The sequence below is a fragment of the Gardnerella sp. DNF01189 genome (assembly GCF_049244195.1).
Taxonomy (GTDB): domain Bacteria; phylum Actinomycetota; class Actinomycetes; order Actinomycetales; family Bifidobacteriaceae; genus Bifidobacterium; species Bifidobacterium swidsinskii.
The window spans coordinates 295,640-322,113 of record NZ_CP058385.1 but is presented as its reverse complement, the minus strand read 5'-3'; the positions used below and the strand labels follow the sequence as shown (position 1 = coordinate 322,113).

Below are 26,474 nucleotides of genomic sequence, written 5' to 3'. Positions count from 1 at the left end.
GCGAGCAACATACCGATATCAGGTATCGATTTTGGAACGATCGAAGTCGTCTGCGTTATCAACAATAAACTGCTTGCGCGGAGGAACATCATCGCCCATTAGCAAATCAAATACTTCACTCGCTTGCTGAGCATCTTCCATACGAATCCTTCGAAGCATGCGAGTTCTAGGATCCATGGTTGTGTCTGCAAGCTGATCTGCATCCATCTCGCCCAAGCCCTTGTAACGCTGAATATCGCTGTTAAAATCAATGCCTTTAGCTTGCAAATCATCAAGCTTTCCAGCCAATTCATCATCGGAATACGTGTAAATATACTCGCCCTTGCGCTTTCCAGCGAGCGCAATCCTGTGAAGAGGTGGCACTGCAGCATAAACATGGCCGTGCTCAATAAGCGGGCGCATATAACGGTAGAACAGCGTCAGCAGCAAAATACGAATATGCGCGCCGTCAACATCTGCATCGGTCATCATAACAATCTTGTTATAACGTGCTTGTGAAATATCGAAACTTGCGCCAGATCCTGCTCCAACAACCTGAATAATTGCAGCGCACTCTTTGTTGGAAAGCATTTGTGCAAGACTTGCTTTTTGCACGTTCAAAATCTTACCGCGAATTGGAAGAAGCGCTTGGAAAGCAGAATTTCGAGCAGCTTTTGCAGTGCCAAGTGCAGAATCGCCCTCGACGATGAAAAGTTCTGCAACATCGTCGTTTCCAGGCTGGCAGTCAGAAAGTTTCGGTGGCATTGAAGCAGACTCAAGAGCGTTCTTTCTGCGCGTAACTTCCTTAGTTTTACGCGCTTGAATACGCGCATGCATTTCGGAAACAATTTTTTCCAAAACTCTAGAAGACTGCTCTTTAAAACCTCGCTTAGAACCGGTAATCATCTCACCGAATTGAGCGTCAGTCATTTTGGTAACGATTGGCTTAACTTGAGCAGTTCCAAGAACATCCTTAGTTTGACCTTGGAATTGAGGCTCAGCAATGCGAACAGTTACGACTGCTACCAATCCTGCTGTAATATCATCGCGCTCAATTTTCGTATTCGAATCTTTAAGATTTACTTTTAGTTTGCGCGCGTTGTCTTCAACAGCTTTACGAATTTGCTTAGTCAATCCTTGCAAGAATCCGTCTACGTGCATACCTCCGCCAGGAGTTTCAACAACGTTTACGAAACTAATAATCGTTGAATCGTAGCCGTTTACCCAACGCATTGCAATGTCAACGCCGCATTTTCGAGTTACTTGCTGCGCGTGTAAATCTCCTGCAGAATCAACAGCTTGCGTTTCTTCTACATATGTATCTTCGCCAGAAATACGCCAAATATCCGATACTGCTTCACCTTTTGAAAGAAAATCAACGAAATCTTTAACGCCACCATTATGCAAAAATTCAACTACTCGAGGATGATGCTTATTTTGCATTGAGTTAGCAGACTGAGCATTTGCAACAGATTGTGCAACTGATTCTTCAGATTCAGCATCTTCAGCCTCATCTTCAGTCGCGATATTTTCAGTCTTATCTTCAGAATCATCTTCATCTTCTAATGCTGTTTCAGATTCTAATTCTTCAAATTCAGACACAGAGTTATCGCTATTATCAGACTGGTTTTCAAGAAGATTATCTTCTGCAACATCATCTTTAGTAGAATCAATTTCTTCAATATTTGCAGATTCACCTTCAGGAACATGCTCGTCAATAACAGTAATTTTTAAGCCTGGAACCAGGAAACTTGTTTGACGCACGCGAGCAATAAGCTGCTCATAGCTGAAATGCGCAGTCGAATTAAAAATTTCTGGATCCGCCCAGTAGCGTACACGAGTTCCGGTAGTTTTTGGCGAAACAGTGCCGATAATTTCAAGCTCAGTAGACTTGTTCTTACGCGTACGCTTAAATGGAGAAGCTGGAGATGGATGCTCCGGGTCAGCATCGCTATACACACCAGGATGCCCTTGATGGAACGCCATATGATGCGTTTTACCGTCTCTATCGACTTCAACATCTAAACGCAAGCTTAAAGCGTTTACAACAGAAGATCCAACACCGTGCAAACCGCCTGCAGCATTATAAGAAGCGTTACCAAACTTTGCTCCAGCGTGAAGCTTAGTTAAAACAACTTCAACACCAGTGAGCTTTGTTTTTGGCTCAACATCTACTGGAATACCACGACCGTTATCTGCAACTTCAATAGATCCATCGTCGTGAAGAGTAACAATAATATGGTCACAAGCACCCGCCAAAGCCTCGTCAACCGCATTATCAATAATCTCCCAAAGGCAATGCATTAAGCCTTGGCTGTCTGTAGTGCCAATATACATGCCTGGACGCTTTCTTACAGCATCCAAGCCTTCTAGCACTGTCAAACTGTCGGCATCATACTGCTCTTTATGAGAGACCACTTCTACCCCTTGCACTTATTAAACGTACAACCGATTATTTTAAGCAATAAGTGTCGTACTATCGCAAAAGCAACAATACGACACTTTGTAATATAACTTCACACAATCACTGATCTAAGAAGTCACGCAAAGTTTGCGATCTAGAAGGATGACGCAGCTTAGACATTGTTTTAGACTCAATTTGACGGATACGTTCACGAGTAACACCATAAACGCGACCAATATCGTCTAAAGTTTTTGGCTGACCATCTTCCAAGCCGTAGCGCATCTTAATAACTCCAGCCTCCCTAGGAGCCAAAGTTTCCAAAACTTGCCTGAACTGTTCTTGAAGGAGCGAGAACGCAACAGCATCAGACGGTGCGATTGCGTCAGTATCTTCAATCAAATCACCGAACTCGGAATCGCCGTCCTCGCCCAGAGGAGTGTGCAAAGAAATTGGCTCACGACCGTATTTTTGTACTTCCTGAACCTTTTCTACTGGCATATCTAGTTCGCGAGCAAGCTCATCCGGCGTAGGTTCACGACCTAAATCTTGAAGCATTTGACGCTGAACCCTAGAAAGCTTATTAATAACCTCAACCATATGCACTGGAACTCGAATAGTACGAGCCTGATCTGCCATAGCACGCGTAATAGCCTGGCGAATCCACCAAGTTGCGTAGGTTGAGAACTTAAAGCCCTTCTTCCAGTCGAACTTTTCAACTGCACGAATCAAACCAAGGTTACCTTCCTGAATTAAATCAAGGAAAAGCATGCCTCGACCGGTATAACGCTTAGCAAGAGAAACAACAAGACGCAAGTTTGCTTCAAGAAGATGATCTTTAGCTTTCTTGCCATCTGCTGCAGCCCACTTAAGCTCACGTTTACGCTTAAACTCCATTTGATCAATTTGAGTATCAAGCAAATGCTGAGCATACAATCCAGCTTCAATACGCTCTGACAAATCAACTTCTTGCTCAGCATTAAGCAAGCTAACTCTACCTATCTGCTTTAGATAATCCTTAACAGGATCCGCAGTAGCACCTGTAGCAATTACACGACGCTTAGGATTACCAGATGGAGTTAGATTATCGTCATCGTCATCATCACGTACAACAAATGCGCCTTTTGCTTGTGGCACTTGCGGAGCATCATGCTTAATTTCGTCGTGATCATCAATTTCATCAAGATCTTCAGACTCTTCATCATCAAGATCATCTGCAACGTCAATATCGCTTAAATCGTCAACATCAGATATATCTTCTGGCTGAATATCGTCCAAATCATCAAGATTCAAATGTTCATCACCAACATCAAGATGTGAATCGTCATCTAAAGGATCGTCAATAGATAATTGATCTTGAGATTCAATGTCTACGCTATCTTCAGTTTCGTCATGTTCAGCATCAGCCGATACTGATTCAGTATCAATCTTGTTGTCTTCAGTTTTCTTTGAGCGAGAACTGCGCGTCTTGCTATCAGCTGACGAAGTTCGAGTACTGGTTTTACGCGCAACGCTAGCCTTGCGAGTTTTTACAGGCTTAGTATCATCTTGCATTTCGTCGCTGTCGACCGTTAATCCAACTTCACTCGTCAAACTGTTCCTCCTGTATTATCCCCTTGTAACGCATATAGGCATAGTTCATGCAAGGGCAAGTTTTACCTTAAGTAGTAAACCATTTAAGCAAGACGATTATTCCACAACTAATTTTTGCGGCGTGGCGAATTATTCAATCCATGCTGGCTCAAGACCATTTTCGAATGCTCCACACACTATTTTTGCCATAGAACAATCAGGATCAATGCGCAATGCACAATCACAATAATATTTTACTTCTCCGAGCCTAAACCACCAGCTGATATAAGCTAACAAAGCGTAAACTTGCACAGATAATTTTGGAATGCTTCTAGTAATAATAGCCATAGATTTTAAAATTTTGCACGCGAAAATAGCTCTCTTTATATCAGGCTTATTATTTGTTTGAGTGAATTTTGCTTCTAAACAATGCCGCAAATTACGAGATACTTCAGGTGTATGAGGGCACCAAGCAAATTCCGACAAAGTTTTTTCGTCATACCATTCTTGATTTTCATCCAGAATAGAAATAAGCATTGCATCACGAACATTAATATTATGCAACATTGCTATTGGCAGATTTACTAAATCATATCCAAACATTTTTTCATCGTAAGCAAACATGTTGTACCATCGCATAAGTGCTCTGCTTGCAATATCTCTAATAGCATATTGCTTGCCATTTTGATCAACATTTTCTATAAAAGCTTCCGAAACTGCCGGAACCCAATATTCTAATCCTTTAATCCATTGCGCACTATCACTACAGTTGTTGTAAATATATTCCTTAGAAAAAGTCATAAAAAAGCTGCACTCTTTGGAAGGATATATAGTCCCATTAATATCTGAAATTTCTCTTCCAGCAAAACTTTCAAAATCTTCTGAACCTGCAAAATCTAAACAACCATTAAAAGAATTAGCACTTTCACCATAAATTTGCATAAGACTTTGCATATCAAAGTCATCAATACAATTATGCGATATCTTCGTTTTCAAATCATCCTCTACAATTTCCATGCATACTCCCCCTCATTTTTTACATGATTCTTTATTTTGATAATCAAACTATGCAATAGCATTTTTGATATATTGAAGTTTCTCAAGATATGAGTCAGCATTCAATAAAAAACTATTTCCGCGGTGAAAAGCTTATTAAACCATAATAATAACTGCGTTTTGTAATGTTCAGCCCTGTGGATAACTTTCATAATATGAGCACATTTATAGGCAACAATTACAGTCTTAACGATATTGAATCTAGAATTACTTTTTTAATTTCTCAGCAATTTAATACGGGATTAGAAAATAATCTTTCATCCACATGTGCGCAAATACTACAGCAAGTAATAAAGCAAGCTATTGTTTCAAGCGAAGGCGGAAAACGTCTTAGAGCTCTTCTTACGATTTCAGCATTTTACGCTGCATCAAAAGAAACCAATATTCAAAAAATCCATGAACAGTCTGTATTTGACATAGCTTGTGCTCTAGAAGTATTTCAAACAGCTGCATTAATTCATGATGATATTATTGACGAATCTTATTTAAGACGTGGAAAGCCTAGTGCGTATTGTGCATTAAGTAAAGTTTGCAATAATAAGCATATTGGCACAGGCTTAGGTTTAATGCTGGGAGATCTACTTGCCACAGAAAGTTTCGATATTGCAAGAAATCGTGCGAAGAATTTTACTTATGGCGAGGAATTGTTAGCAGCATTTGCGTCTATGCAAAGAAATGTTGGTATTGGTCAAGTATTGGATTTGTCAATAGAAATGATGCAACTAGATAATCCAATACAACTTGCGGAATCATCTTTGAATGTTTTTAGATGGAAAACAGCCAGTTACACTACTGTTGCTCCATTAACTCTCGGCTTTCTTGCAGCAAATATGCAACCAACTGAAGCATACAATCTTGCTAATTCTATTGGCAATTCGTTAGGTGTTGCTTTCCAAATTGCTGATGATTTGCTTGATATTGTTTCAGATAGCAAGATTACAGGTAAGCCTATTGGCGGTGATATTAGAGAAGGTAAGCGTGCGGTTCTTCTTGCAGATGCTTTGCAATACGGAAACGATAACGAAAGAGAAATACTATTAAAAGCTTACACGAGTAGTACTCGAAGCGAAGATGATGTAAATAAAATAATACAGATTTACCATACTTCTGGTGCTATTGAAAAATCAAAAAAGCGAATTGAGAATCTGTGGAATGATTCACAACAAGCAATCGAATCAAGTACATTGAGCGACAGTGGAAAAGCTATTTTGCATGAAATTAGCAAACGATTTATACCTGAAGCATGGCGTAATGTACAATAATATCTAGCAAATAACGCTCGAAATTAGCTTTCTTTACTATCTTGCTTGTACACTCGTAAGTAGTAAAAATGGTTTTACGCGTATAAGGATTGTGACAATGGATGAAGCTACGCAGGCGCAGCCAGGTATGCGCATTGAAAATCGCTATCGCATTGTGCGCAAAATAGCTCAGGGTGGCATGGCTACTGTGTATCAAGCAGAAGATGAACGCCTTGATAGACCTGTAGCAATTAAAATCATGCACACTCAACTTGCTCAAGGGGTGCATCGCCAGCAATTTATTGCTAGATTCCGCAGAGAAGCAACTTCTGCTGCAGCAATTGCAAATCCACATATTGTACAAGTTTATGATACAGGCGAATATGACGGGCTCGATTATCTCGTAATGGAATATGTTCATGGCGTTAATTTGCGTTATGAAATGAATATGCAAGGCACATTCAGTGTGCGAGATACGCTGCGTCTACTTGCAGAAACTTTGGATGGTCTCGCTTCTGCACATAATGCTGGAGTTGTACATAGAGATATTAAGCCGGAAAATATTTTAATTAACGATCGAGGTCATGTTCAAATTACTGATTTCGGTTTAGCTAGAGCAATTTCGCAAGCAACACTATCTTCTACAGGATTACTTCTTGGCACAGCAGCTTATCTTGCTCCTGAACTTATTGAGCATAATCTTGCAACTCCTCAAGGTGATTTGTATTCAGCAGGCATGATGGCTTGGGAAATGCTTGCAGGAAGAGTGCCTTTTACTGCAGATAATCCTGTTACGCTTGTTTTCAAGCATGTGCATGAAAACACTCCTTCAATTGCTACAGCTTGCCCTGGAATTAGCGAAAAAGTTGCACAATTCATAGCAAACCTCACTGCTCGCGACATGAACGAACGACCTAAAGATGCAAGTGAAGCATTAGCAAAATTACGTGCACTTTCTACACAATTAAACTCTGAAGATTGGCAATACAAAGCAGAAGAACCACAAGAGTTTTCAGAAGAAACAGACTTTTCTCCTATTAATAATTTGCTTGTTTCCCCTGAAGCAAATTATTCGGACAAATTGAATCCTAATAATGACTCAGATGCTACACGAGCAATAAATACTTCAGGCTCTAATTTTTCTGCTAATTCCAACTCTTTATTGCAAAATGCTACAGACGAAACTGTTGCAATACCTAGAAATAATTCTGTAAGTGAACTCGATTCACACAAAAATAATGATTTACATAATCCTGAAGTCAATAATGTAGCAATAGACAATTCACTAGCGAAGTCCGACAGTGCTTTCGATGCGAATAATCTTCAAAAAACACAAGCTATGCAATGGAGTGCTGCTAATGCAAAAGATGTGTCATACAATTCGCAAGATAATTCTTTAGAAGAATTTGACGATAGCAATATGCCAACAATTGCTATTAGCTCTCGCAATTTTAACAACAACTTAAATGCAGCAAAACCGTTTGGCATGTCAGATAAGGAAAAAAACTTAGGAAACAAGCCTAATCGTTCTTCTAAAAAGCGTGTTTTCCTTATTGCAGGTTTAAGCACAGCTGGAGTATTAGCAATTGCTGCTATTGGTGGTTTTTGGTATTTCTTAGGTCCTGGCAGTTATTGGACGCTGCCTAAGCCCGACGACCTTCAATGCAAAAATTATGCATCTTGCAAAATAACTGATGTCAATTGGCAACAATATGAGCACACGCTTAAAATTGCTGGAATTCCTTACAAAGTTTCAAAAGATTATAGTGACGATGTGCCAGAAGGAAAAGTAGTTTCAACAAATCCTGATGTCGTCGGCAGCCATATTCAAAAGCACAATAATAGCACTCTTAATGTTGTGATTTCGCGTGGAATTCGTAAGGCTACAATCCCGGACGATATTACAGATCCAAAGACTTACAATGGCAAAAATCCTTTGAAAACATTGCGTAAAGCAGGATTTACTAACATTGTTCACGATAAGTCAGGAGACACGTATTCTATAGACATACCAGCTGGCAGCTTAATTGATATTAACCCTAAACCTGGCACACGCATGAACCATAACGAAGAAGTAAGTGTTTTACTTTCCAAGGGACCTAAGCCTGTGCAAATGCCAGATATTGTTGGGAAAACAAAGAGTGAAGCTGACTCAGCTTTAACTGACGCTAAGCTGGATGTAAAGTACGAAGAAGAAAATAGCGATACTGTAGCAAAGGGTAAGATTATCCGCGCTTCCGTTGAAGCTGGTTCTGACTTACATTGGGGCGATAGTGTTAAAGTTGTTGTTTCTAAAGGTCCAAAAACTGTTACATTGCCAAACGTTTGCGGAAAGAACAGTGATGAAGCTAAAAGGATTATTGAAAATCTAGGACTGAAAGTTCGTATTTCTGCTCCACTTGGTGATTTAATGCACGTAGTGCGCTTCCAATCCCCTGGAGCTGGAAGTGAAGTACCATTGAAGGATTCTAATGGAAATCCTTCTATTATCACTCTTACAGTAATATAAGCGTGTTTTAAGTATTATAAAAGCGGCGGAAGCTAAATAACTTTCGCCGCTTAAATATTTGAATATAAATAAAATTTAAATATCTAATAACGCTAGCCTAATAGCATTAGAATTATATTATTTATTTTCATTACTTTCTTCACGTTTTTTACGCATACGTTCTTTTACAGTTTGAGCATATTCATCAACGTATTCTTGACCACTCATTTGCTGAATAGACTTAGTTACTTTATCTGTAATTTCACGTAAACGCTCGTGGGTAATCTCGCTTTCGTCACAAACACGCTCTACTTGAATAGGCTCGCCATAAATTGCCTTAGTTTTACCTTTTGCAGGAATAACTTGACCATGCACTTGCAATTCTCTAGTTCCAATAATTGCAACTGGTATAATCGGGCAACCTGTTTCAAGAGCAAGACGTGCAGCACCAGTATGACCGCGATATAAACGACCGTCTGGACTTCTTGTACCTTCAATATGAATACCAAAAAGCTGACCTTTTTCTAATATTTCACGAGCATGATTCAAGGCGCCAAGCGATTTTGCGCCTCCAGAACGATCTACAGGAAAAACGCCAACAGAAGTAAACCACCACTTCTTGAAACGACCCTTTAAACCTTTGCCTTCAAAATATTCTGCTTTACCCATAAAGTGAATCATACGAGGACAAGTCAATGGCAGAAGCGCGTCATCAATAACAGCAAGATGATTTGCAGCAATAATAGCTCCACCCTTTTTAGGTACATTTTTAACACCTTGCGCTGATGGATGAATCCTCATGCAGGCAATACCCCCAAGTCCCTTCACGAAGAACCAGTACAACATACCATATCCTTTCTTGCAAGTCCAATTTCGAACATTTTAAGCATAGAATCAGGAAGACTTGCTACAGTATAGTTCATGACTTCTTCTAAGAATACCAACGACCCTCGCCGTGATGACGAGTTAACGTCAGAATCATTAAAGAATAATCAAAAACAAAACAATAGAAATTTTGATGATGATTGGTCATCTTTTATTGCAGAGCATTCTGACGATATGAATGATATTGCTAATTCACGTAGCGCAAAAAGCTTTGAAAAGCACGCTCAGAAAGAAGAAAAAAAGAAAGAACGCAACAGTATAGCAAGCGATAATAATTCTAAAAATCAAAAAAATGCTATAAAAAATAAATTTAGCTTAAAAAATCTAAGCAGCCATAAATCCTATATTATTCCTACTAGAATGCAAGACCCTCACACGATCATAACTGCTAAAGGTCCTCGTGATAACGCACGCACAAGTTGGCTTGATTTAGATAAGACTATGGAAGACTATGGAGATGATTTTGTGCCCCCAAATCCACGATTTTATAACGTATCTTTAGTTAATGTAGTTTTGTGGATTCTATTTGTTATAGGTATCTTCGGTGTTATTGTAAGTGCTTTTATTCCTGCTATAGCAAACATTGTTGGTATTATATGCGGCCTATTAATGCTACTTAGTGGAGCAGGATTACTTATGAATCGCAAAAAACCTGATCCGTATAAAGAAGATTACAGCGATTATGGAGATGGTGCTCGAGTATAGCTAATAATCAATCGAATATAATAAAAAGGCGGCATGATTATAATCACACCGCCTTTTATTTATTTTACTTAGCAAGCTTTCAAGTTACTCAGCTTCATTTCCAGATTCGTTTTGACCATGGCAAAGCTTGTACTTACGACCAGAACCACATGGGCACTCTTCATTCTTATTTGTTCCTGGGAATGTACGACCATCAGACCATGGAGTCTTCCATTCTTCATTCTTTGGTCGCATGCTCAACGGAACATCTCCCTCAGCATGACTCAAAGGTGCAGGACCAACAATACCAGCAGCCTGATCTTCAGCATCTACCTCAGACGAAGCTTGTGCAACATCTTCATCAAGCTCATCGTCAGAAGAAATATCTTCAGTAGAAGCAATCTGATTGATATCAATGTGGAATAGAAGCTGAATGCTTTCTTCCTTAATTGCCTCAATCATCGAATTGTACATCTGGTAGCCTTCACGCTGGTATTCAACGAGCGGATCACGCTGACCCATACCACGCAGACCAATACCATCCTTCAAATAATCCATCTCATAAAGATGTTCACGCCACTTGCGATCGAGAACAGAAAGAACAACGCGACGTTCAATTTGACGAAGTGGATCAGCGCCGAGACGATCTTCGATGAGAGAGTAAACCTTTACTACACTGTCGACAATCAAATCACGCAAAGCAGAAACAGCTTTTTCGCCCTTAAGATTGATAATCGTTTCACGCACCTGATCCCAATCAAGAAGTACAGGCATTACAGAGTTAAGAGCATCTTTTAAGCCGTCCAAATCCCAATTCTTTGGCTTATCAGAACCGTTCATTGCGCCACGCACATAACTTTCTACGGTGTCACTGATGAACTTCAAGATGTCCTCGTGAATATCTTCACCCTTAAGAACCATCTGACGCTCTGCATAAATCACAGTACGCTGCTTATTCATAACATCGTCATACTTCAAAACGTTCTTACGCATTTCAAAGTTACGAGCTTCAACAGTCTTCTGTGCCGTGCGCACACCGTTAGAAACGTACTTAGACTCAATTGGTTCGCCTTCTGGCAATCCCTTAGCCATAACACGAGCAACAAGCTGAGTGTTGAACAGGCGCATCAAATCATCTTCCAAGCTTAAGTAGAAGCGGGACTCGCCAGGATCACCCTGACGACCAGAACGACCTCGAAGCTGGTTATCAATACGACGAGATTCGTGACGCTCAGTACCAAGCACATACAAGCCACCAAGATTCTTAACTTCTTCGTGCTCGTCCTTAACTTGCTCTTTAACTTCAGCTAAAACGCCTGGCCAACGCTTCTCATACTCTTCAGGAGTATCGTCTGGAGAATATCCTTCAGCCTTCAACTTAGCATCTGCAAGGAACTCAACATTGCCGCCGAGCATAATATCGGTACCACGGCCTGCCATGTTAGTAGCAACAGTTACAGCACCCTTACGACCTGCAACAGCAACAACAGCAGCTTCCTTAGCATTCTGCTTAGCATTCAAAACCTGGTGAGGAATGCGAGCAACGTCAAGAAGCGAAGAAAGAATCTCAGAAGATTCAACAGAAGCTGTACCAAGCAACACAGGCTGACCCTTTGCATGGCGCTCAGCAACATCTCGCACAATAGCAGTAAGCTTTTCTTTCTTTGTGCGGAAGATCAAATCGTCCTTATCTTTACGAATTACTGGACGGTTGGAAGGGATTGGAAGAACACCAAGCTTGTAAGTTCCCATGAACTCTGCAGCTTCAGTCTCAGCAGTACCAGTCATACCAGCAAGCTTGTCGTACATGCGGAAGTAGTTTTGCAAAGTAATAGTAGCAAAAGTCTGATTTTCTGCCTTGACTTCCACGTTTTCCTTAGCTTCAATTGCTTGATGCAAGCCCTCGCTATAACGACGACCTGGAAGAACACGACCAGTATGCTCATCGACAATCAAAACTTCGCCGTTTGTAACAACATAGTCACGATCTAGAAGGAAAAGCTCCTTAGCTTTCAAAGCGTTATTCAAATAGCCAATAAGAGCTGTATTGCTTGGCTCATAAAGGTTATCGATGCCCAAGTAATCTTCAATTTTTGCGATGCCAGGATCAAGAATACCTGCGGTTTTCTTCTTTTCATCAATCTCGTAATCAACATCGCGAGTAAGCTTCAAAACAAGCTTTGCAAATTCACGATACCAATGAGTTACATCACCTTCAGCAGGACCTGAAATAATAAGTGGCGTACGAGCCTCATCGATAAGAATGGAATCGACCTCATCGACAATTGCATAGTGATGACCGCGCTGCACAAGCTCGCTCTTTTCCCACGCCATGTTATCACGCAAGTAATCGAAGCCAAACTCATTATTTGTACCGTAAGTAATATCAGCATTGTATTGCTTACGACGCTCTGGCGGCTGCTGGTCTGTAATAATGCATCCAACACTCATGCCAAGGAATCTATAAATACGACCCATAAGCTCGCTCTGGTAGCTAGCAAGGTAATCGTTGACTGTGACAACGTGCACACCTTTGCCTTCCAAAGCATTCAGATAGCTTGGCAAAGTAGCAACCAATGTTTTACCTTCACCAGTTTTCATTTCTGCAATATTGCCCCAATGCAATGCAGCGCCACCCATAAGCTGCACATCAAAATGACGCTGGCCAAGCGTACGCTTTGAAACCTCTCGCACAGTAGCGAAGGCTTCAGGCATCAAATCATCAAGCTTTGCACCATTGTCTAAACGCTGCTTGAATTTAGCAGTTTGACCCTTCAATTCTTCATCGGAAAGCGCGGAAATTTCATCTTCCAACGCATTCACAGCCTTTGCTACGTTCTCAAGGCGCTTCAATTGATGGCCTTCACCCATACGCAAGGCTTTATCGACGATATCTACCACGTTTTGCTCCCTTAGGTCATGTCTATGACGACGGCCTAGCCAACATAGACGTAAACTGTGCCTATATTACGCGACGGCTACGATTTTTATAAGTTAGCGAGTCTGATTACTACATAAAAATGCCCGCCCAACATTGTGCTAGACGGGCATGCGCACTTATTCGCGCATTTTAGATGTGTTTTAATTATTACTTTTGCTTAGCAACATTTTCAGGTGTATCAATTTCAAATACGCCATAGCTCCAACCATGTCTGCGATATACTACAGATGGTCTCATAGTTTCTTTGTTTACGAACAAGAAGAAATCATGCCCGATAAGCTCCATCTCATACAAAGCCTCATCTATGCTCATAGGCTCTGCAATATGTAACTTACGACGAATCACAATAGGAGTGTCGCCAACACTTACTTCCACAGATTCACCAGGACCTAAATCGGAAGCAACAGCAGCATCTGCGCTATTAACCTCATTTTCTTCTGGCTCTTCAACAGTAGTCTCAATCTCAGGCTCTACAGCACCCATGTCTACAGGAGTCATTTCCGTATATCCACGGCGATGATCCTTACGACGATCGCGAGTGCGACGCAAACGAAGCGTCAACTTATCAAGCGCCATATCTAATGCACTAAATTGATCAGTGCTAGAAGCTTCTGCGCGAATCACTGTGCTTCCTGCAACAACAGTAATTTCAACTCGCTTTGCTGTGTCAGCCTGCCTTGGATTGCCTTCATGAGTCAACACGATTTGCACGCGCTGCGCATCAGGCGCAATGGCGGTCACACGATTCATCTTACTTTCTACAACGTCACGGAACCTTTGATTAATCTGCGTATGACGACCAGTAATGACGATTTCCATGCGAAACCTCCCCATATAGACTCGAACCTTAAGCTCGATTTGTACAACCCGACTGCCACGATGCCGTCGGTTCTTCTATTATATCTGCTAAATCCATACAAACCTAGCGATTTATTAAATTAAAATAAAAAAATTAACGTTTATTACGGAATTTCTTATAAAATAACGAATTTTTTACGATATTAATATCATCTGCTATAATTGGGAAGGTTGAGGTTTCACGATGGCCGCGGTCACAATGTTCATTCGGAGTGGCTGAGGAACTTCCGGGCTCCACAGAGCACAATGGCGGATAACGTCCGCCCAGGGCGACCTGAGAGATAGCGCAACAGAGAATAGACCGCCTGAACGTTTCGTTCGGGTAAGGGTGAAACGGCGGTGTAAGAGACCACCGGACTTCTGGTAACAGTAAGCCGCATGGCAAGCCTCATTGGGAGCAAGGTCAAGCAGAAGACGCTTTAGAGCTGCTCGCTCAAGTCTTCGGGTAGACTGCTAGAGTTTGGCGGTAACGTCAAATCGAGATGGATGGCCATCCGCATGCACTTGTGTATGCGACAAAACCCGGGGTATGTGAAACCTCATCAACTCAACCAATAGCATATTTTCAACTTATATCGCTGATTCTTGGAGCGAAAGAAAAATCAGAAAATACTGCTAAGCATTTATTAAACGACGAATCTAAATCAATTTTTACGTTTGAATTATCAACTACCCCACATGTTTGCATACCAGCTTGCTGAGCTGAACATAAAGCTGTAGCAGAATCTTCAAAAACTACACATTTAGCTGGATCTACTTTAAGTTGATTAGCAATATCGATATAAGTTTTAGGACTATGCTTACCTTTTTCAGATAAATCTTCTCCAAAATGAATAAAATCAAAACAATCAAAAATGCCAACTCTTTTTAAAGCTGGAATACACAAGCGTTTAGAAAGAGTTGTAACAAGAAAAAGCTTTATACCATTAGAACGCAAATAATGCACATATTCATACGCGCCTTTTCTTAGCGGAAGATGATTAGCATAAGCGTCAAAAGCCATATCTGACCACTCCGTCATCAAATCTTCAGGAGCATCAGTAAATCCGTAATTTTTAATAACATATTCTGCAATTTGTCTAGGATTCATTGTTGCAGTCGTATTCGCAAAGATTGAAGGAACGTTCATACCACGTTTCGCAAAACTTACTCGATCAATATCATCCCAAACGCTTAAAGAATCAAGTAACGTGCCGTCAAAATCAAAAATCGCTGCAACAATAGACGAATTATTTTGTAAATCCATCAATGATTTTCCTACTTGCACTCAATAGCTCACGAGCATGTTCTAATGAAGTTTTTGATTCACTTCCATCAAGCATCCTAGCAATCTCTTGCTCACGCATCAAATCATTAAGCTCAATAACAGAAGTATCCGCAACTATAGCAGAAGAACTATTCTCACTATTCTCAACAAGATTTTTTTGTACTGCAAATTGTGCATCTGCAAAAGAAGCAACCTGAGCTAAATGAGTAACAACAATAACTTGAGCATGTTGAGAAAGTTGAGCCAAACGTTTACCGAGTTCTACTGCCGCAACACCACCAACACCAGAATCTACTTCGTCGAAAACAAATGTAATATTTTCTTCGTCGCAATCTGTCAACTTCGCAACAACAAGCTCAATTGCAAGCATAAGCCTACTTAATTCACCACCAGAAGCACTTTTGCTCATCGGCAAATCTGAAGAAGCAGGAAATGGTCGGAACAAAAACTCTACATCATCACATCCGTTAGAATCAAGCGGAATAGAACCAGATAAATCTTCGCAACGCCTATTTACACTGATAATTAATTGAGCACCTGGCATAGCCAAAGAGTTTAATTCTTCACTAACTAAAGTGCCAAAATCATGAGCTGCATTTAAACGAGTTTTATATAATTCTTCAGCAAGTTTAAGAGCATCATCATATCGTTGAGCACACTTAGCACGCGCTTTGGCAATAGCTTCAGGAGAATCATCTAAATCTTCAAGTTCAAACTGAGCTTTTTCGGACCAATCAAGTACGTCATCTAATGTTGGCCCCCACCTACGAGTTAAATCAGTAAGATCATGAATACGGGAATTTAAATCATCTAAATCTTTTTCACTTACATCGATATCCAACTGTTGAGCAAGCTGCATTACGATATCGTCAAGTTGAGCATGAATATCGTCAAGTTGATTTGCAATAGAATTGAAAGAATCATCTACACGAATATTTCGTAATGCTTGAGAAGCTTTATCTACAAGAAAACAAGCATCTTCAGATGATTCTGAAGCACCATAATCTATTTGACTGGAATCAAGGGATGCGAGCGCAATGCTCACTGCTTTAACAATTTGAGCAGAATTCTCAATTCTTTCTCTTTTTGCACGCAATTCCTTATCTTCATTAGGAAGCGGATTCACATCTCGTATTCGCGCTAACGATTCTCTAAGGTAATCTGCACGTTGCCGCGAAGAAGACGCTTGATTTTCTAGTCGATTACATGTTTCTTTAGCATCTTTCCACGCTTGATACGCACATGCGTATTGCTTAAGTAATTCACTATTTTTAGATACAGTATCAAGCAATTCGCGTTGTTTTGAATTTGTTGCTATACGTAATTGGTCACTTTGTCCATGAATAACTATCAATCGAGAGCATACTTGTTCAAGAACTGTTTTTGGTACTGCGAAACCAGAAATTGTTGCTCTTGAACGACCTTCTTGCGGTACTGTTCTAGAAACATACATATCTGATTTATTTTCGTTATTTTCTGAAGGCTCTAATTCAATACCGGATTTTCCAACAGCATCTACTAATTCACTTGTTTTAGGAATACTAAATATGCCTTGAACCCATGCTTCTTTAGCATTTGGAGAAATCCTTGCAACTTCTGCTTTGGATCCAGAAATAAGCTTGATAGCACTTAAAAGCATTGACTTTCCAGCGCCTGTTTCACCCGTAATAGCTGTCATGTGAGACGAAGGAGTAATAAGCGCATGTGAAATTGGCCCAAGATTACGTATTTCTAACTCTTCAAGCACGCTGTACCTCGTTTTATAAATGCTATATTTAATATTATTTTCTACTTAAATAATTCATTTTAAAGAATTATTATTGTGCTCACGCCATCCAACTATTGGCAAATCAAATTTTGTAACTAAACGCTTCGTAAAAGGAGCACCAGAAAGTCTAGCTAATAATAGGTCATCTTTTGATTGACGAACTTGAATCCTTGATCCTTGAGGAAGAGCGCGCTGTCTTCTACCGTCGCAACAAATCCAACCTCCAGAAGACGATTCATTAAGAATATCAATAGTAAAAGTAGAACCGGCACCAATAATTAGAGGACGCGCAAAAAGAGCATGAGCAGCTAATGGCACTAGTTGTAACGCTTCTACATTTGGCCACATGATTGATCCACCTGCTGAAAATGCGTAAGCTGTGGAACCAGTAGGAGTTGAAACTATTATACCATCGCAACCAAAAGATGACATTTCAACATCGTCTACTCGTATTGAAAGTTCTACCATTCGACCTCTGTCTTCGCGATCAAGAGTTATATCGTTCAACGCCCAATCACTTAAAGGCTTACTTTCGCCAGGAAGCCACACATCTACATGAGCTTCCATTCTCCTGTCAATAGTGTAATCCTTGTTTGCAATCCTACGAATTGCATCGTTAATTTGAAAACTTTCAAATTCTGCCAAAAAACCAACATGACCAAGATTTATGCCGATAATTGGAACAGTAGTACAATGCACTAACTCAGCAGCCTGAAGCATGGTGCCATCTCCCCCAAGCACCACAACTATTTCCGTATTTTCGTCAACTATACGAGTAGTTTTTTTAGCAAAATCAGACACAGACGCACTGTTGAATACATCAACAACGAATCCAGCTTTAATAAGTTGAGTCTTGACTTGATTTACCACATCACTGTGAACATCAATCCTAGCGTGAGTAACTACAAGAGCACGACGAGCCGCCGAAGCGGAATTAGTATCGAAATGTTCCTGCATATACAGCCCCTTCGTACTGTTTAAACACAACTACTACTATTGTAATTGTTAGGATACATATTGAAGAATGCTAAACATTCAATGATTAATTTATTTCTCGTAACGCGCATAAAGAAGATACTCCGTATTGCCATGCGTTCCTTCAATAGGAGATTCGCAAGAGGAGATAACCTTTAGACCGTTTTGGTTTGCACAACTTTTTATTGTTTCTAAAGCTTTAATTCTTAAAGTTTCGTCAGTTACTATTCCACCTTTTCCAAGGTTTCCTTTTCCTACTTCAAATTGCGGCTTAACTAAAAGCACAATATCTGCATGCAATTGAGCTATTCTAGAAATTACTGGAATAACAAGCGTTAGAGAAATAAAAGAAACATCCGAAACTATAAGATTTGGCTTATATGGCAAGTTCTCTTCGTACACATCTCGAATATTTACTCCACTCATTTCAATTACATGTGAATTGTTAGCTATTTTTGGATGCAATTGACCATGACCAACATCTAAAGCTATTACAGAATGAACACCTCTTTGCAAAAGAACGTCGCAAAAACCACCCGTTGATGCACCTATATCTAGAGCTTTAGTTGATTTGGAAGTAGTTAAACCATTTTTAGAAAACGCTTCGAAAGCACCTTCTAACTTAAGTGCTCCACGAGAAACGTATCTAATACAAGATTGCGTATTTTTTGATTCGTCGATTGTTATTGTATGTGAATTGTTTACTAAAAATGAGGATTTCGTAATATTTCGATTGTCAACACTCACTACGCCAGCACGAATTAAACGTTGAGCAGTTGTCCTACTTTCTGCTAAACCACGATTAACCAAAGCGCAATCTAAGCGTTGTGAAATATTGCTATTTGAAAGTTTACTTAAATCCTCATTCAAAGTCATAAGGAAAACTCCGGAAGAGTATAATTTTCCATATTTTCACCGCAATCTTGCAAGCTCCATGCCAGCGCGCAAGCAGCTCTTAAAGCATTGCAATCGTTAGTGTTATTAACTTCAATAATATTATTATTCACAACTCTTGCTATAGCATCTTCACAAGTAAAAGTACTACCGTTAACGCGTTCAGGAGCGTTATGAGATTCGTTTAATCCTCGCAAGTCTTTAGAAACAAAACTTGGACGCAAATGTTTTGGCGCAAGCATAAGCATGCGAGGATCTGTAACTCCAGTAAGAACAAGTAATGAAGCATAGCCTCCTCTTGTTCCAGCCTCAATATCAGTATCTAAACGATCTCCAACTGCTAATGAATGTTCAATACTAATTACAGGATTCCCATACTCGTCTTTTTCAGTGTATTCTTCACATTCAGAATCATCATGCTTAGCATTAGCAGCAACCAAAAACCTTGCTTCATCATACATTGCAGATTCTGGTTTTCCAGCAGACGAAATAGGCTCTACACCCGTAGCATTAATAACAGCTTGAATCATGGAACCGCATCCAGGAGCAATACCATGCTCTCTTGGAATAGTTAAGTCGCGGTTAGTAACGAAATATTTTGCACCATGCTCAACAGCGAAAGAAACTTCCGCCATTTCTTGCCAAGTCATTTGAGGATACCAGCCTTGAATAACAGCTTTAGGATTATCTTCGCACGAATCTACGAGTTGTAATCCTACGCGTTGCACTTCTTGACGCAAATGTTCAGCGCCGAGAACAAGAACTTTGGATCCTTTCTCAACATTGCGAGCTACCATCCTTGCTGCAACAACAGAAGACGTTATAATCTGCCATGGTTCTACTTTTAAGCCAAAACTTTCCAGTTGTTTTGCAACAACAGATTGGAAACGCGAAGAATTATTAGTTGTGTATTCAATTGCCATTCCATTTTTTTGCGCAAACAAAATGGAATCAGACGCATATTCAACAGCATTTCCACCACGATATACAACACCATCTAAATCAAGCAGTGCTAAACGAAATGCATCGCTTAACGGACGATTACATGAAGAAAAATTCTTTTTCGTTTCAACTTGCATACTATACCTCATTTAAGTTTGCTAAACACTGCACTTAATTTAGATTCAAATTTTTCAAATATATTTTATAAATATCAACTCTCAAAGCAGCAAGTGCCCGGCTTACTTAAAAGCAGCCGGGCGCAAATATTCAAATGTTACGAACTACTCTTCGTCAGCGTGAACAGCACTCATCTCGATTGTATCCGTATTATCCGCATTCTCAGAGTTACTTGTCTCTTCTGAGTCTTCTAAATCTTCAGAATCTTCAGTTGCTTCAGATTCTTCATCAGCATATTCATCAGATTCTTCATCAGGAGCAAATTGAGCATCATCTTCACTCATGCCAATTTCATCCATCATGTCATCATTCAAATGCTCTAAATCATAGTCGATAACAATATCATCAGGATTTATATCTTCGTCATCAACATCAGCATACTGTTGCTCAAGCTTATCAAGCAAAGACTCTAATTCAATTGCTTCGTCACTACGCCCGGCTTCTTCCAAGAAGTATTGTTCTGCTTGAACTGCACGCATACGATACTCCCCAGGAAGACCCTTTGAACGACCCATTGCATGAACCAATTCAATAGCCTTATCAGCATGACCAGTATCAGCCAAAACACCTGCATAAACGAGGAACATTTCGGCTTTTACTTCTCCCCTTAAGGTTTTTGCTTCATCTGACATGCAAATTTCTAAAGCCTTATCTAGATTTCCCATACCGCGCTCGCAATCGGCAATAAATGGCAAATAATCAAGGTAACCATTCATTCGCATTGCAGTGCGGAATTCCTTAGAAGCAAGCTTGTAATCGCCCTGACGATAGGCCACAAAAGCTAAAGTTTCGCGAGCAAAATCAATACGAGAAGCTTGCTTAGCAGCCCACTTTGCATGTTCTAATGCAAGTTCAGGATTTTCTTCTTGCAAAGTATAAGCTGCAAGAATATGAAGACCAATATTTTCAGCATGCTCCTTTGAAAGACCGCGCAAACGCTCGCGATCTTCTTTAGAAAGCATTGCCCATTCCAAACCTTTTGGCATCTTAGGTTCACCAGGGCGACGTGCTGTATAAGGATTTTGAGATGGATAAGAAACAGTTCCGTCAGAATTGCGGCGTGGACCATCTTCAAAGCGGAAGTTACTACGCGAATTTGTGCTACGATTATCTCTGCGATCGTCACGACGATCAAAACGACGCTCATTATCTCTGCGCTCATCGCGACGATCGTCTCTGCGGTCATCACGGAAGCCACCCTTAGAGCCTTTATGGAAATCTTTATGGAAATCGCCATTGCTATGGTTCTCACGACGATTATCCCTGCGATCGTCACGATGGTTAAAACGATGTTCACCATCAAACTTCTTGTAGCGTGGGTTGCCACCTTCTTCACCAGAATGTTCAAAATCTCTAGAGCGACGGTCATCGCGACAATCATCTATACGATCAAAATGACGGTTACGATCAAAGCGACGATCATTATCGCGATTCTCTGAGCGGAATCCGTCCTTCTTAAAACCATTCTTCTTAAAACCACCGCGACGGTCATCTTTACGATCGTCATGACGGTTAAAACGACGATCACCATCACGCTTTACGCCAGAGTGGAAGCTCTCTTCACGGTCATCATCATTACGGCGGAAACCACCCTTCTTAAAACCGCCTTTATGGAAACCATCCTTATGGAAACCACCGCGACGCTCGCTACTTTTACCACCATTGCGATGACCAAATCCACCACGTTCACCAAAAGATTTCTTACCACTCCGCGAGTGTTCGCGTTCTTCGCCCATTCTGGCATACCTCTCATCTATGTGCAATTTTATTACAAAATCACATTTTAATTATATTCATAAAACAACTAAACATCTGCTGAAGCAAGCTATAGCATACATCAAGCAGCAAGCTTACAACAGATGTATTTTTAATAAATCACAAACATTTATTAAGCGCGCTCTACGGCACCGATAGCTTTCTTGCCACGGCGAAGCAAAGCGAAACGACCGTGCAAGAAAGAGCCCTCACTTAACACATCGTCGACACCACTTACACGTTCATTATTCAGATACAAACCGCCTGCTTCAATAGCACGACGAGCTTCAGAAACAGTGCGGAACAGACCAGCGGCAACTGCAGCCTCAACAACACGATCTGCAACTTTAGCCTTAGCGAAATCTAAACTACCGTCTTCAGCCTTAACCTTAACGCCATCTAAAGCAGCTTCAAGAGTCTGCTCATCAATATTGCAAAGATCACCACGTCCAAACAAAGCGGAAGAAGCTTCAATAGCCTGGTTTGTTAAATCTTCACCGTGAACGAAACTTGTAACTTCCCACGCAAGCACGCGCTGAGCTTCACGACTTCCAGGATCATCCTGAATTTGCTGAGCTAAACGCTCAATTTCATCTTTTGGCAAGAAAGTGAACACCTTAAGCAACTTAACAACTTCATCATCAGGCTGATTGAACCAGAACTGGTAGAAGCGATAAGGGCTAAGCATAGAAGGATCAAGCCACATGGCATTACCTTCTGACTTACCAAACTTACGACCTTGATTATCTGTAATAATCGGGCTAGTAAACACGTTTACGGATGTGCCACGAACCTTACGAATCAAATCCATGCCGGAAGTGAGATTACCCCACTGATCCGAACCGCCAAGTTGCAAAGTTACGTCGTAATTATCAAACAAGTACAAGAAGTCGTTGCCTTGCAAAACTTGATAGCTAAACTCAGCAAAAGAAATACCTTCATCGGAATTTAAGCGACGAGCCACAATATCCTTAGAAAGCATTGTGCCAACACGGAAATTCTTACCAACATCACGCAAGAAGTCGATAGCAGACATCTTAGAAACCCAGTCGTAATTGCTGACAAAACGAACAGGATTTTCACCATCAAGAGGCAAAATTCTGCCAATCTGCTTACGCAAACGTTCAGCCCAGCCAGCCACAATATCCTTAGAATTAAGAGTGCGTTCTCCGCTTTGACGAGGGTCACCAATCAAACCAGTGGCACCACCAACTAAAGCAATAGGATGATGACCTGCAGCCTGCAAATGGCGCATATTAATAAGCTGTACAAGATTACCAATATGCAATGAAGCAGCAGTAGGATCGTAACCGCAATAATACGTTAATGGTTCTCCGTCAAGCGCTTGAGCAAGCTGCTGCTCATCAGTAGATTGTGAAATTAATCCACGCCACTTAAGCTCTTCAAACAAAGAAGCAAAACCTGCTTCCTTGTAGTTCCTGACCTGAGCCATTCGTATCTCCTTAATACAGAATACCGATAAATATCGGGCGCTTTGCGCGTCCACAAGCCTTTCAATTTTTGCAGCACATGACGACACGCATAATAAAAAAGTGCCAAATATCATAAAGTACAATATTTGGCACTATAACGTGACAGCTAATAATCTAATTTTAAAATTATTTTATAGGCGAGATATAAGCAGAGCCATCACTTTTCGAATTTGCAAATTTATAATAATTATCCATTGCGTTTTCAGTCTCTACAATTTGCTCTTTAACTCGCACGAAGGCTGTACCACCACGACCGCATCTGGCAGATACAGATCCAGCACTAGACAATATTGTTCTAATATTCGCAATTTCTGCGCTATCAACAAAACCGCTTAGAATATTTAAAAAATCATCATCGCTTAAATCAGCAAGATCTCCCCCAATTTCCTCAGCTCGCTTTACACACAAACCAGACAAAGTATGAGCATTACGGAATGGAACACCCTTTTTTACAAGCCATTCTGCAATATCTGTAGCAAGAGCGAAACCAGTAGAAGACTGTTCATAAAGTCTATTTAGATCAAATTTCATAGTTTCTACCATTCCAGCAAAAGCTGGAAGAAGCACTTCTAAAGTGTCAATTTGATCAAAAACAGCTTCTTTATCTTCTTGCAAATCGCGAGCATAAGCAGTAGGAAGACCTTTAAGAGTTGCCATTAAACCAGTTAAATCGCCTATTAATCTACCAGCTTTACCGCGAGCAAGTTCAGCAATATCTGGATTCTTTTTTTGAGGCATAATCGATGAGCCAGTTGAATAAGCATCATCTAAACGAACAAATGCAAATTCTTGAGTATTCCAAATAATAATTTCTTCACTTAATCGTGATATATCAACGCCAATCATTGCTGCGATGAATGAAAATTCTGCGACTAAGTCTCTACTTGCAGTTGCGTCTATAGAATTAGCGCAAACTTTAGAAAAACCAAGCTCTTTAGCTACTTCTTCTGGATTAAGACCAAGAGTATTGCCTGCCAAAGCTCCTGCTCCATAAGGGCTTTCATCTGCACGCAAATCCCAATCTATGAAGCGATTTACATCTCGTAAAAGCGGCCAAACATGTGCCATTAACTGATGCGCAAGCAAAATTGGTTGAGCATGTTGCATGTGAGTGCGACCCGGCATCACCGCGTCTTTTGCATTTTTTGATTGATTCAGCAACGCTTGGCAAACTGACAACAATAATGATGCAATAATGCGCGCATGCCTACGCAAAAACATACGTATTAAAGCTGCAATTTGATCATTTCTAGAGCGACCTGCACGAAGCTTTCCGCCAAGCTCATTTCCAGCAATTTCAAGTAAACCGCGCTCTAATGCTGTAGCTTCATCTTCATCTTCCTCAATGGGTGCGAAAGTTCCGTCATCTACATGCTTTTGCAATTCATCTAATGCACAAGATAAATCAGCATACTCTTTTTCGTTAAGAAGACCTGCACGATGCAACGCATGCGCATGAGCTCTAGAACCAGCAATATCATCATCCGCTAATCGCCAATCAAATTGTGTGGACTTGCTTAGTTTCGTCAGCTCTGCTGAAGGACCTGAACTAAATCGTCCACCCCACAATGCAATAGGGTGATTAGTATTATTACTTTCATTATTTTCTAGTTCTGCGGCTGCTGCTTTTGTTGCATCGTGCATAGTTTATTACCTTTATATCTTTTTATATATATATCGTATTAGTTGTTGTTTGCAACGCGCATATCTCTTGCTGCTGCAACCTTGCTAGACAATCCGTAGATTTCAATGAATCCATTGGAAGCACGCTGATCAAATGTATCTGAAGAATCATACGTTGCTAAATTAAAGTCATACAATGATTCCTCAGAACGACGTCCAGTAACTACAGCTTTGCCAGCATACATAGTCATTCGAATCTCTCCAGAAACATGCTCTTGAGTTTCATTAATAAATGCGTTAAGAGAACGCACAACTGGAGAGAACCACTGACCATCATAGACAAATTCAGTCCACTTTTTATCAAGAGCACGCTTTAACCTATGCTGCTCACGCTCCAGGCAGCAATTTTCAAGCTCTTGGTGTGCAACAATTAAAGCTTGAGCACCTGGAACTTCGTACAATTCACGAGATTTAATTCCTACAAGACGATCTTCAATAATATCGATTCGTCCAATTCCTTGCGCTCCAGCTCTTGCATTCATTTCTTCAATTGCTTGCAAAGGCGTTACGCTATGACCGTCAATTGCGACTGGAATACCTTTTTCAAAAGTAATTGTAACTTCATCCGGTTCTTGAGATTCAAGAGGATTTTGCGTATAAGAATAGCACTCTTCAGTCGGAGCATTCCATGGATCTTCTAGGAAACCGGTTTCAATTGCACGACCCCACACGTTTTGGTCAATCGAATATGGGCTTTTCTTGCTTTGTTCAATTGGAAGCTTGTGCTCGTTAGCGAATTCTATTTCAACATCACGAGTAAGTGACAAGTCTCGAATTGGGCTAATAGCTTTTAATTCTGGATCCAAAGATTGGATTGCAACTTCAAAACGAACCTGATCGTTTCCTTTGCCGGTGCAACCATGCGCAATTGTGTCTGCATCAAATTGATGAGCTGCATTCACTAAGTGGCGAGTAATCAAAGGCCTAGAAAGAGCAGAAACCAATGGATACACGTCTTCATACATTGCGTTAGCTTTTAATGCAAGCATGCAATAATTATCTGCGAATTCTTCGCGAGCATCGACAACATATGCCTCAACTGCACCACAAGCCAAAGCACGATTCTTAATTACTTCAAGCGCTTCACCGCCTTGACCAACATTTAGCGACACAGCTACAACGTCTTGACCTGTTTGCTCTTTAAGGTATGGAATTGCTACCGAAGTATCGAGGCCACCTGAATACGCCAAGACAATACGTTTTTTATTAGTCATTGTGACCTCCCAGGTCATGTATTGAATAAATAAACAATAAAGAGCATATTATACATCTAAAATAAAATCAACAGATGCGCCAAAAAATTATTATATTTTTATCATCTTCGAAGAGTTATTATAAAATATAAAAAATATATCAATTATAGTTATACATGTAAAAACGCGCGCAGCTCAACAATGCACTGCACGCGTATAAAT

General features: G+C 40.4%; 18 protein-coding genes and 1 other RNA gene. 4 read left to right on the top strand and 15 right to left on the bottom strand.

What is annotated here, in order from left to right; translation table 11 throughout:
* Nucleotides 1-18 precede the first annotated feature (18 nt).
* The 3 genes from HXT41_RS01285 to HXT41_RS01275 all read right to left on the bottom strand — a co-directional run bounded on the left by HXT41_RS01285 (nucleotide 19) and on the right by HXT41_RS01275 (nucleotide 4,969).
* A complete protein-coding gene (locus tag HXT41_RS01285) occupies nucleotides 19-2,397 on the bottom strand; it encodes a DNA gyrase/topoisomerase IV subunit B (RefSeq protein WP_012914117.1) in 2,379 nt (792 codons plus the stop codon).
* Between the two features lie 106 nt (nucleotides 2,398-2,503).
* On the bottom strand, nucleotides 2,504-3,973 hold the full coding sequence (locus tag HXT41_RS01280; RefSeq protein ID WP_012914116.1) for an RNA polymerase sigma factor: 1,470 nt from the start codon (nucleotides 3,971-3,973) through the stop codon (nucleotides 2,504-2,506).
* Nucleotides 3,974-4,102: 129 nt separating this feature from the next.
* Nucleotides 4,103-4,969, bottom strand: coding sequence for a hypothetical protein (locus HXT41_RS01275; protein ID WP_012914115.1), 867 nt, complete (start codon nucleotides 4,967-4,969; stop codon nucleotides 4,103-4,105).
* Between the two features lie 194 nt (nucleotides 4,970-5,163).
* Here HXT41_RS01275 and HXT41_RS01270 point away from each other — a divergent pair, with 194 nt between their 5' ends.
* Nucleotides 5,164-6,270, top strand: coding sequence for a polyprenyl synthetase family protein (locus HXT41_RS01270; protein ID WP_004111463.1), 1,107 nt, complete (start codon nucleotides 5,164-5,166; stop codon nucleotides 6,268-6,270).
* A 97-nt stretch (nucleotides 6,271-6,367) separates the two neighbouring features.
* Nucleotides 6,368-8,758 carry a Stk1 family PASTA domain-containing Ser/Thr kinase gene (locus tag HXT41_RS01265; RefSeq protein ID WP_012914114.1) on the top strand — a complete coding sequence of 797 codons (2,391 nt, stop codon included), beginning with the start codon at nucleotides 6,368-6,370 and terminating at the stop codon, nucleotides 8,756-8,758.
* Nucleotides 8,759-8,875: 117 nt separating this feature from the next.
* On the opposite strand, the gene HXT41_RS01260 is transcribed toward HXT41_RS01265, so the two are convergent.
* Nucleotides 8,876-9,583 carry a lysophospholipid acyltransferase family protein gene (locus HXT41_RS01260; RefSeq protein WP_012914113.1) on the bottom strand — a complete coding sequence of 236 codons (708 nt, stop codon included), beginning with the start codon at nucleotides 9,581-9,583 and terminating at the stop codon, nucleotides 8,876-8,878.
* Between the two features lie 75 nt (nucleotides 9,584-9,658).
* Between HXT41_RS01260 and HXT41_RS01255 the strand changes: the two genes are divergently transcribed.
* Complete coding sequence (locus HXT41_RS01255; protein WP_012914112.1) at nucleotides 9,659-10,327, top strand: hypothetical protein; 669 nt, start codon at nucleotides 9,659-9,661, stop codon at nucleotides 10,325-10,327.
* Between the two features lie 84 nt (nucleotides 10,328-10,411).
* Here the strand turns inward: HXT41_RS01255 and secA are convergent, their stop codons facing one another.
* On the bottom strand, nucleotides 10,412-13,207 hold the full coding sequence (gene secA, locus HXT41_RS01250) for a preprotein translocase subunit SecA (RefSeq protein ID WP_119504399.1): 2,796 nt from the start codon (nucleotides 13,205-13,207) through the stop codon (nucleotides 10,412-10,414).
* 187 nt (nucleotides 13,208-13,394) lie between these two features.
* Complete coding sequence (hpf, locus tag HXT41_RS01245; protein WP_004106803.1) at nucleotides 13,395-14,066, bottom strand: ribosome hibernation-promoting factor, HPF/YfiA family; 672 nt, start codon at nucleotides 14,064-14,066, stop codon at nucleotides 13,395-13,397.
* 211 nt (nucleotides 14,067-14,277) lie between these two features.
* On the opposite strand from hpf, the gene rnpB reads away from it, so the two are divergent.
* Nucleotides 14,278-14,651: RNase P RNA component class A (gene rnpB, locus HXT41_RS01240), an RNA gene on the top strand.
* Between the two features lie 19 nt (nucleotides 14,652-14,670).
* Here rnpB and HXT41_RS01235 read toward each other — a convergent pair.
* The 9 genes from HXT41_RS01235 to HXT41_RS01195 all read right to left on the bottom strand — a co-directional run bounded on the left by HXT41_RS01235 (nucleotide 14,671) and on the right by HXT41_RS01195 (nucleotide 26,273).
* The gene (locus HXT41_RS01235; protein WP_102703058.1) at nucleotides 14,671-15,351 is read right to left on the bottom strand and encodes an HAD family hydrolase; all 681 of its coding nucleotides are present in this window, start codon (nucleotides 15,349-15,351) and stop codon (nucleotides 14,671-14,673) included.
* Nucleotides 15,335-17,119, bottom strand: a complete 1,785-nt coding sequence (gene recN / locus HXT41_RS01230; protein ID WP_410310453.1) for a DNA repair protein RecN — start codon at nucleotides 17,117-17,119, stop codon at nucleotides 15,335-15,337. Before recN ends, HXT41_RS01235 begins: the two co-directional genes overlap by 17 nt.
* Nucleotides 17,120-17,173: 54 nt before the next feature.
* A complete protein-coding gene (locus HXT41_RS01225; protein ID WP_116440610.1) occupies nucleotides 17,174-18,097 on the bottom strand; it encodes an NAD kinase in 924 nt (307 codons plus the stop codon).
* A 90-nt stretch (nucleotides 18,098-18,187) separates the two neighbouring features.
* A complete protein-coding gene (locus HXT41_RS01220; protein WP_421788760.1) occupies nucleotides 18,188-18,991 on the bottom strand; it encodes a TlyA family RNA methyltransferase in 804 nt (267 codons plus the stop codon).
* Nucleotides 18,988-20,088, bottom strand: a complete 1,101-nt coding sequence (locus tag HXT41_RS01215; protein ID WP_012914105.1) for an HAD-IIA family hydrolase — start codon at nucleotides 20,086-20,088, stop codon at nucleotides 18,988-18,990. Before HXT41_RS01215 ends, HXT41_RS01220 begins: the two co-directional genes overlap by 4 nt.
* A gap of 144 nt (nucleotides 20,089-20,232) precedes the next feature.
* Nucleotides 20,233-21,864, bottom strand: coding sequence for a hypothetical protein (locus HXT41_RS01210; protein WP_012914104.1), 1,632 nt, complete (start codon nucleotides 21,862-21,864; stop codon nucleotides 20,233-20,235).
* Between the two features lie 152 nt (nucleotides 21,865-22,016).
* Nucleotides 22,017-23,336: a tyrosine--tRNA ligase gene (gene tyrS, locus HXT41_RS01205; protein ID WP_012914103.1), complete on the bottom strand. Its 1,320-nt coding sequence runs from the start codon at nucleotides 23,334-23,336 to the stop codon at nucleotides 22,017-22,019.
* 166 nt (nucleotides 23,337-23,502) lie between these two features.
* Nucleotides 23,503-25,020 carry an argininosuccinate lyase gene (gene argH / locus HXT41_RS01200; protein ID WP_421788759.1) on the bottom strand — a complete coding sequence of 506 codons (1,518 nt, stop codon included), beginning with the start codon at nucleotides 25,018-25,020 and terminating at the stop codon, nucleotides 23,503-23,505.
* 38 nt (nucleotides 25,021-25,058) lie between these two features.
* Nucleotides 25,059-26,273 carry an argininosuccinate synthase gene (locus tag HXT41_RS01195; protein ID WP_285089365.1) on the bottom strand — a complete coding sequence of 405 codons (1,215 nt, stop codon included), beginning with the start codon at nucleotides 26,271-26,273 and terminating at the stop codon, nucleotides 25,059-25,061.
* Nucleotides 26,274-26,474: the final 201 nt, after the last annotated feature.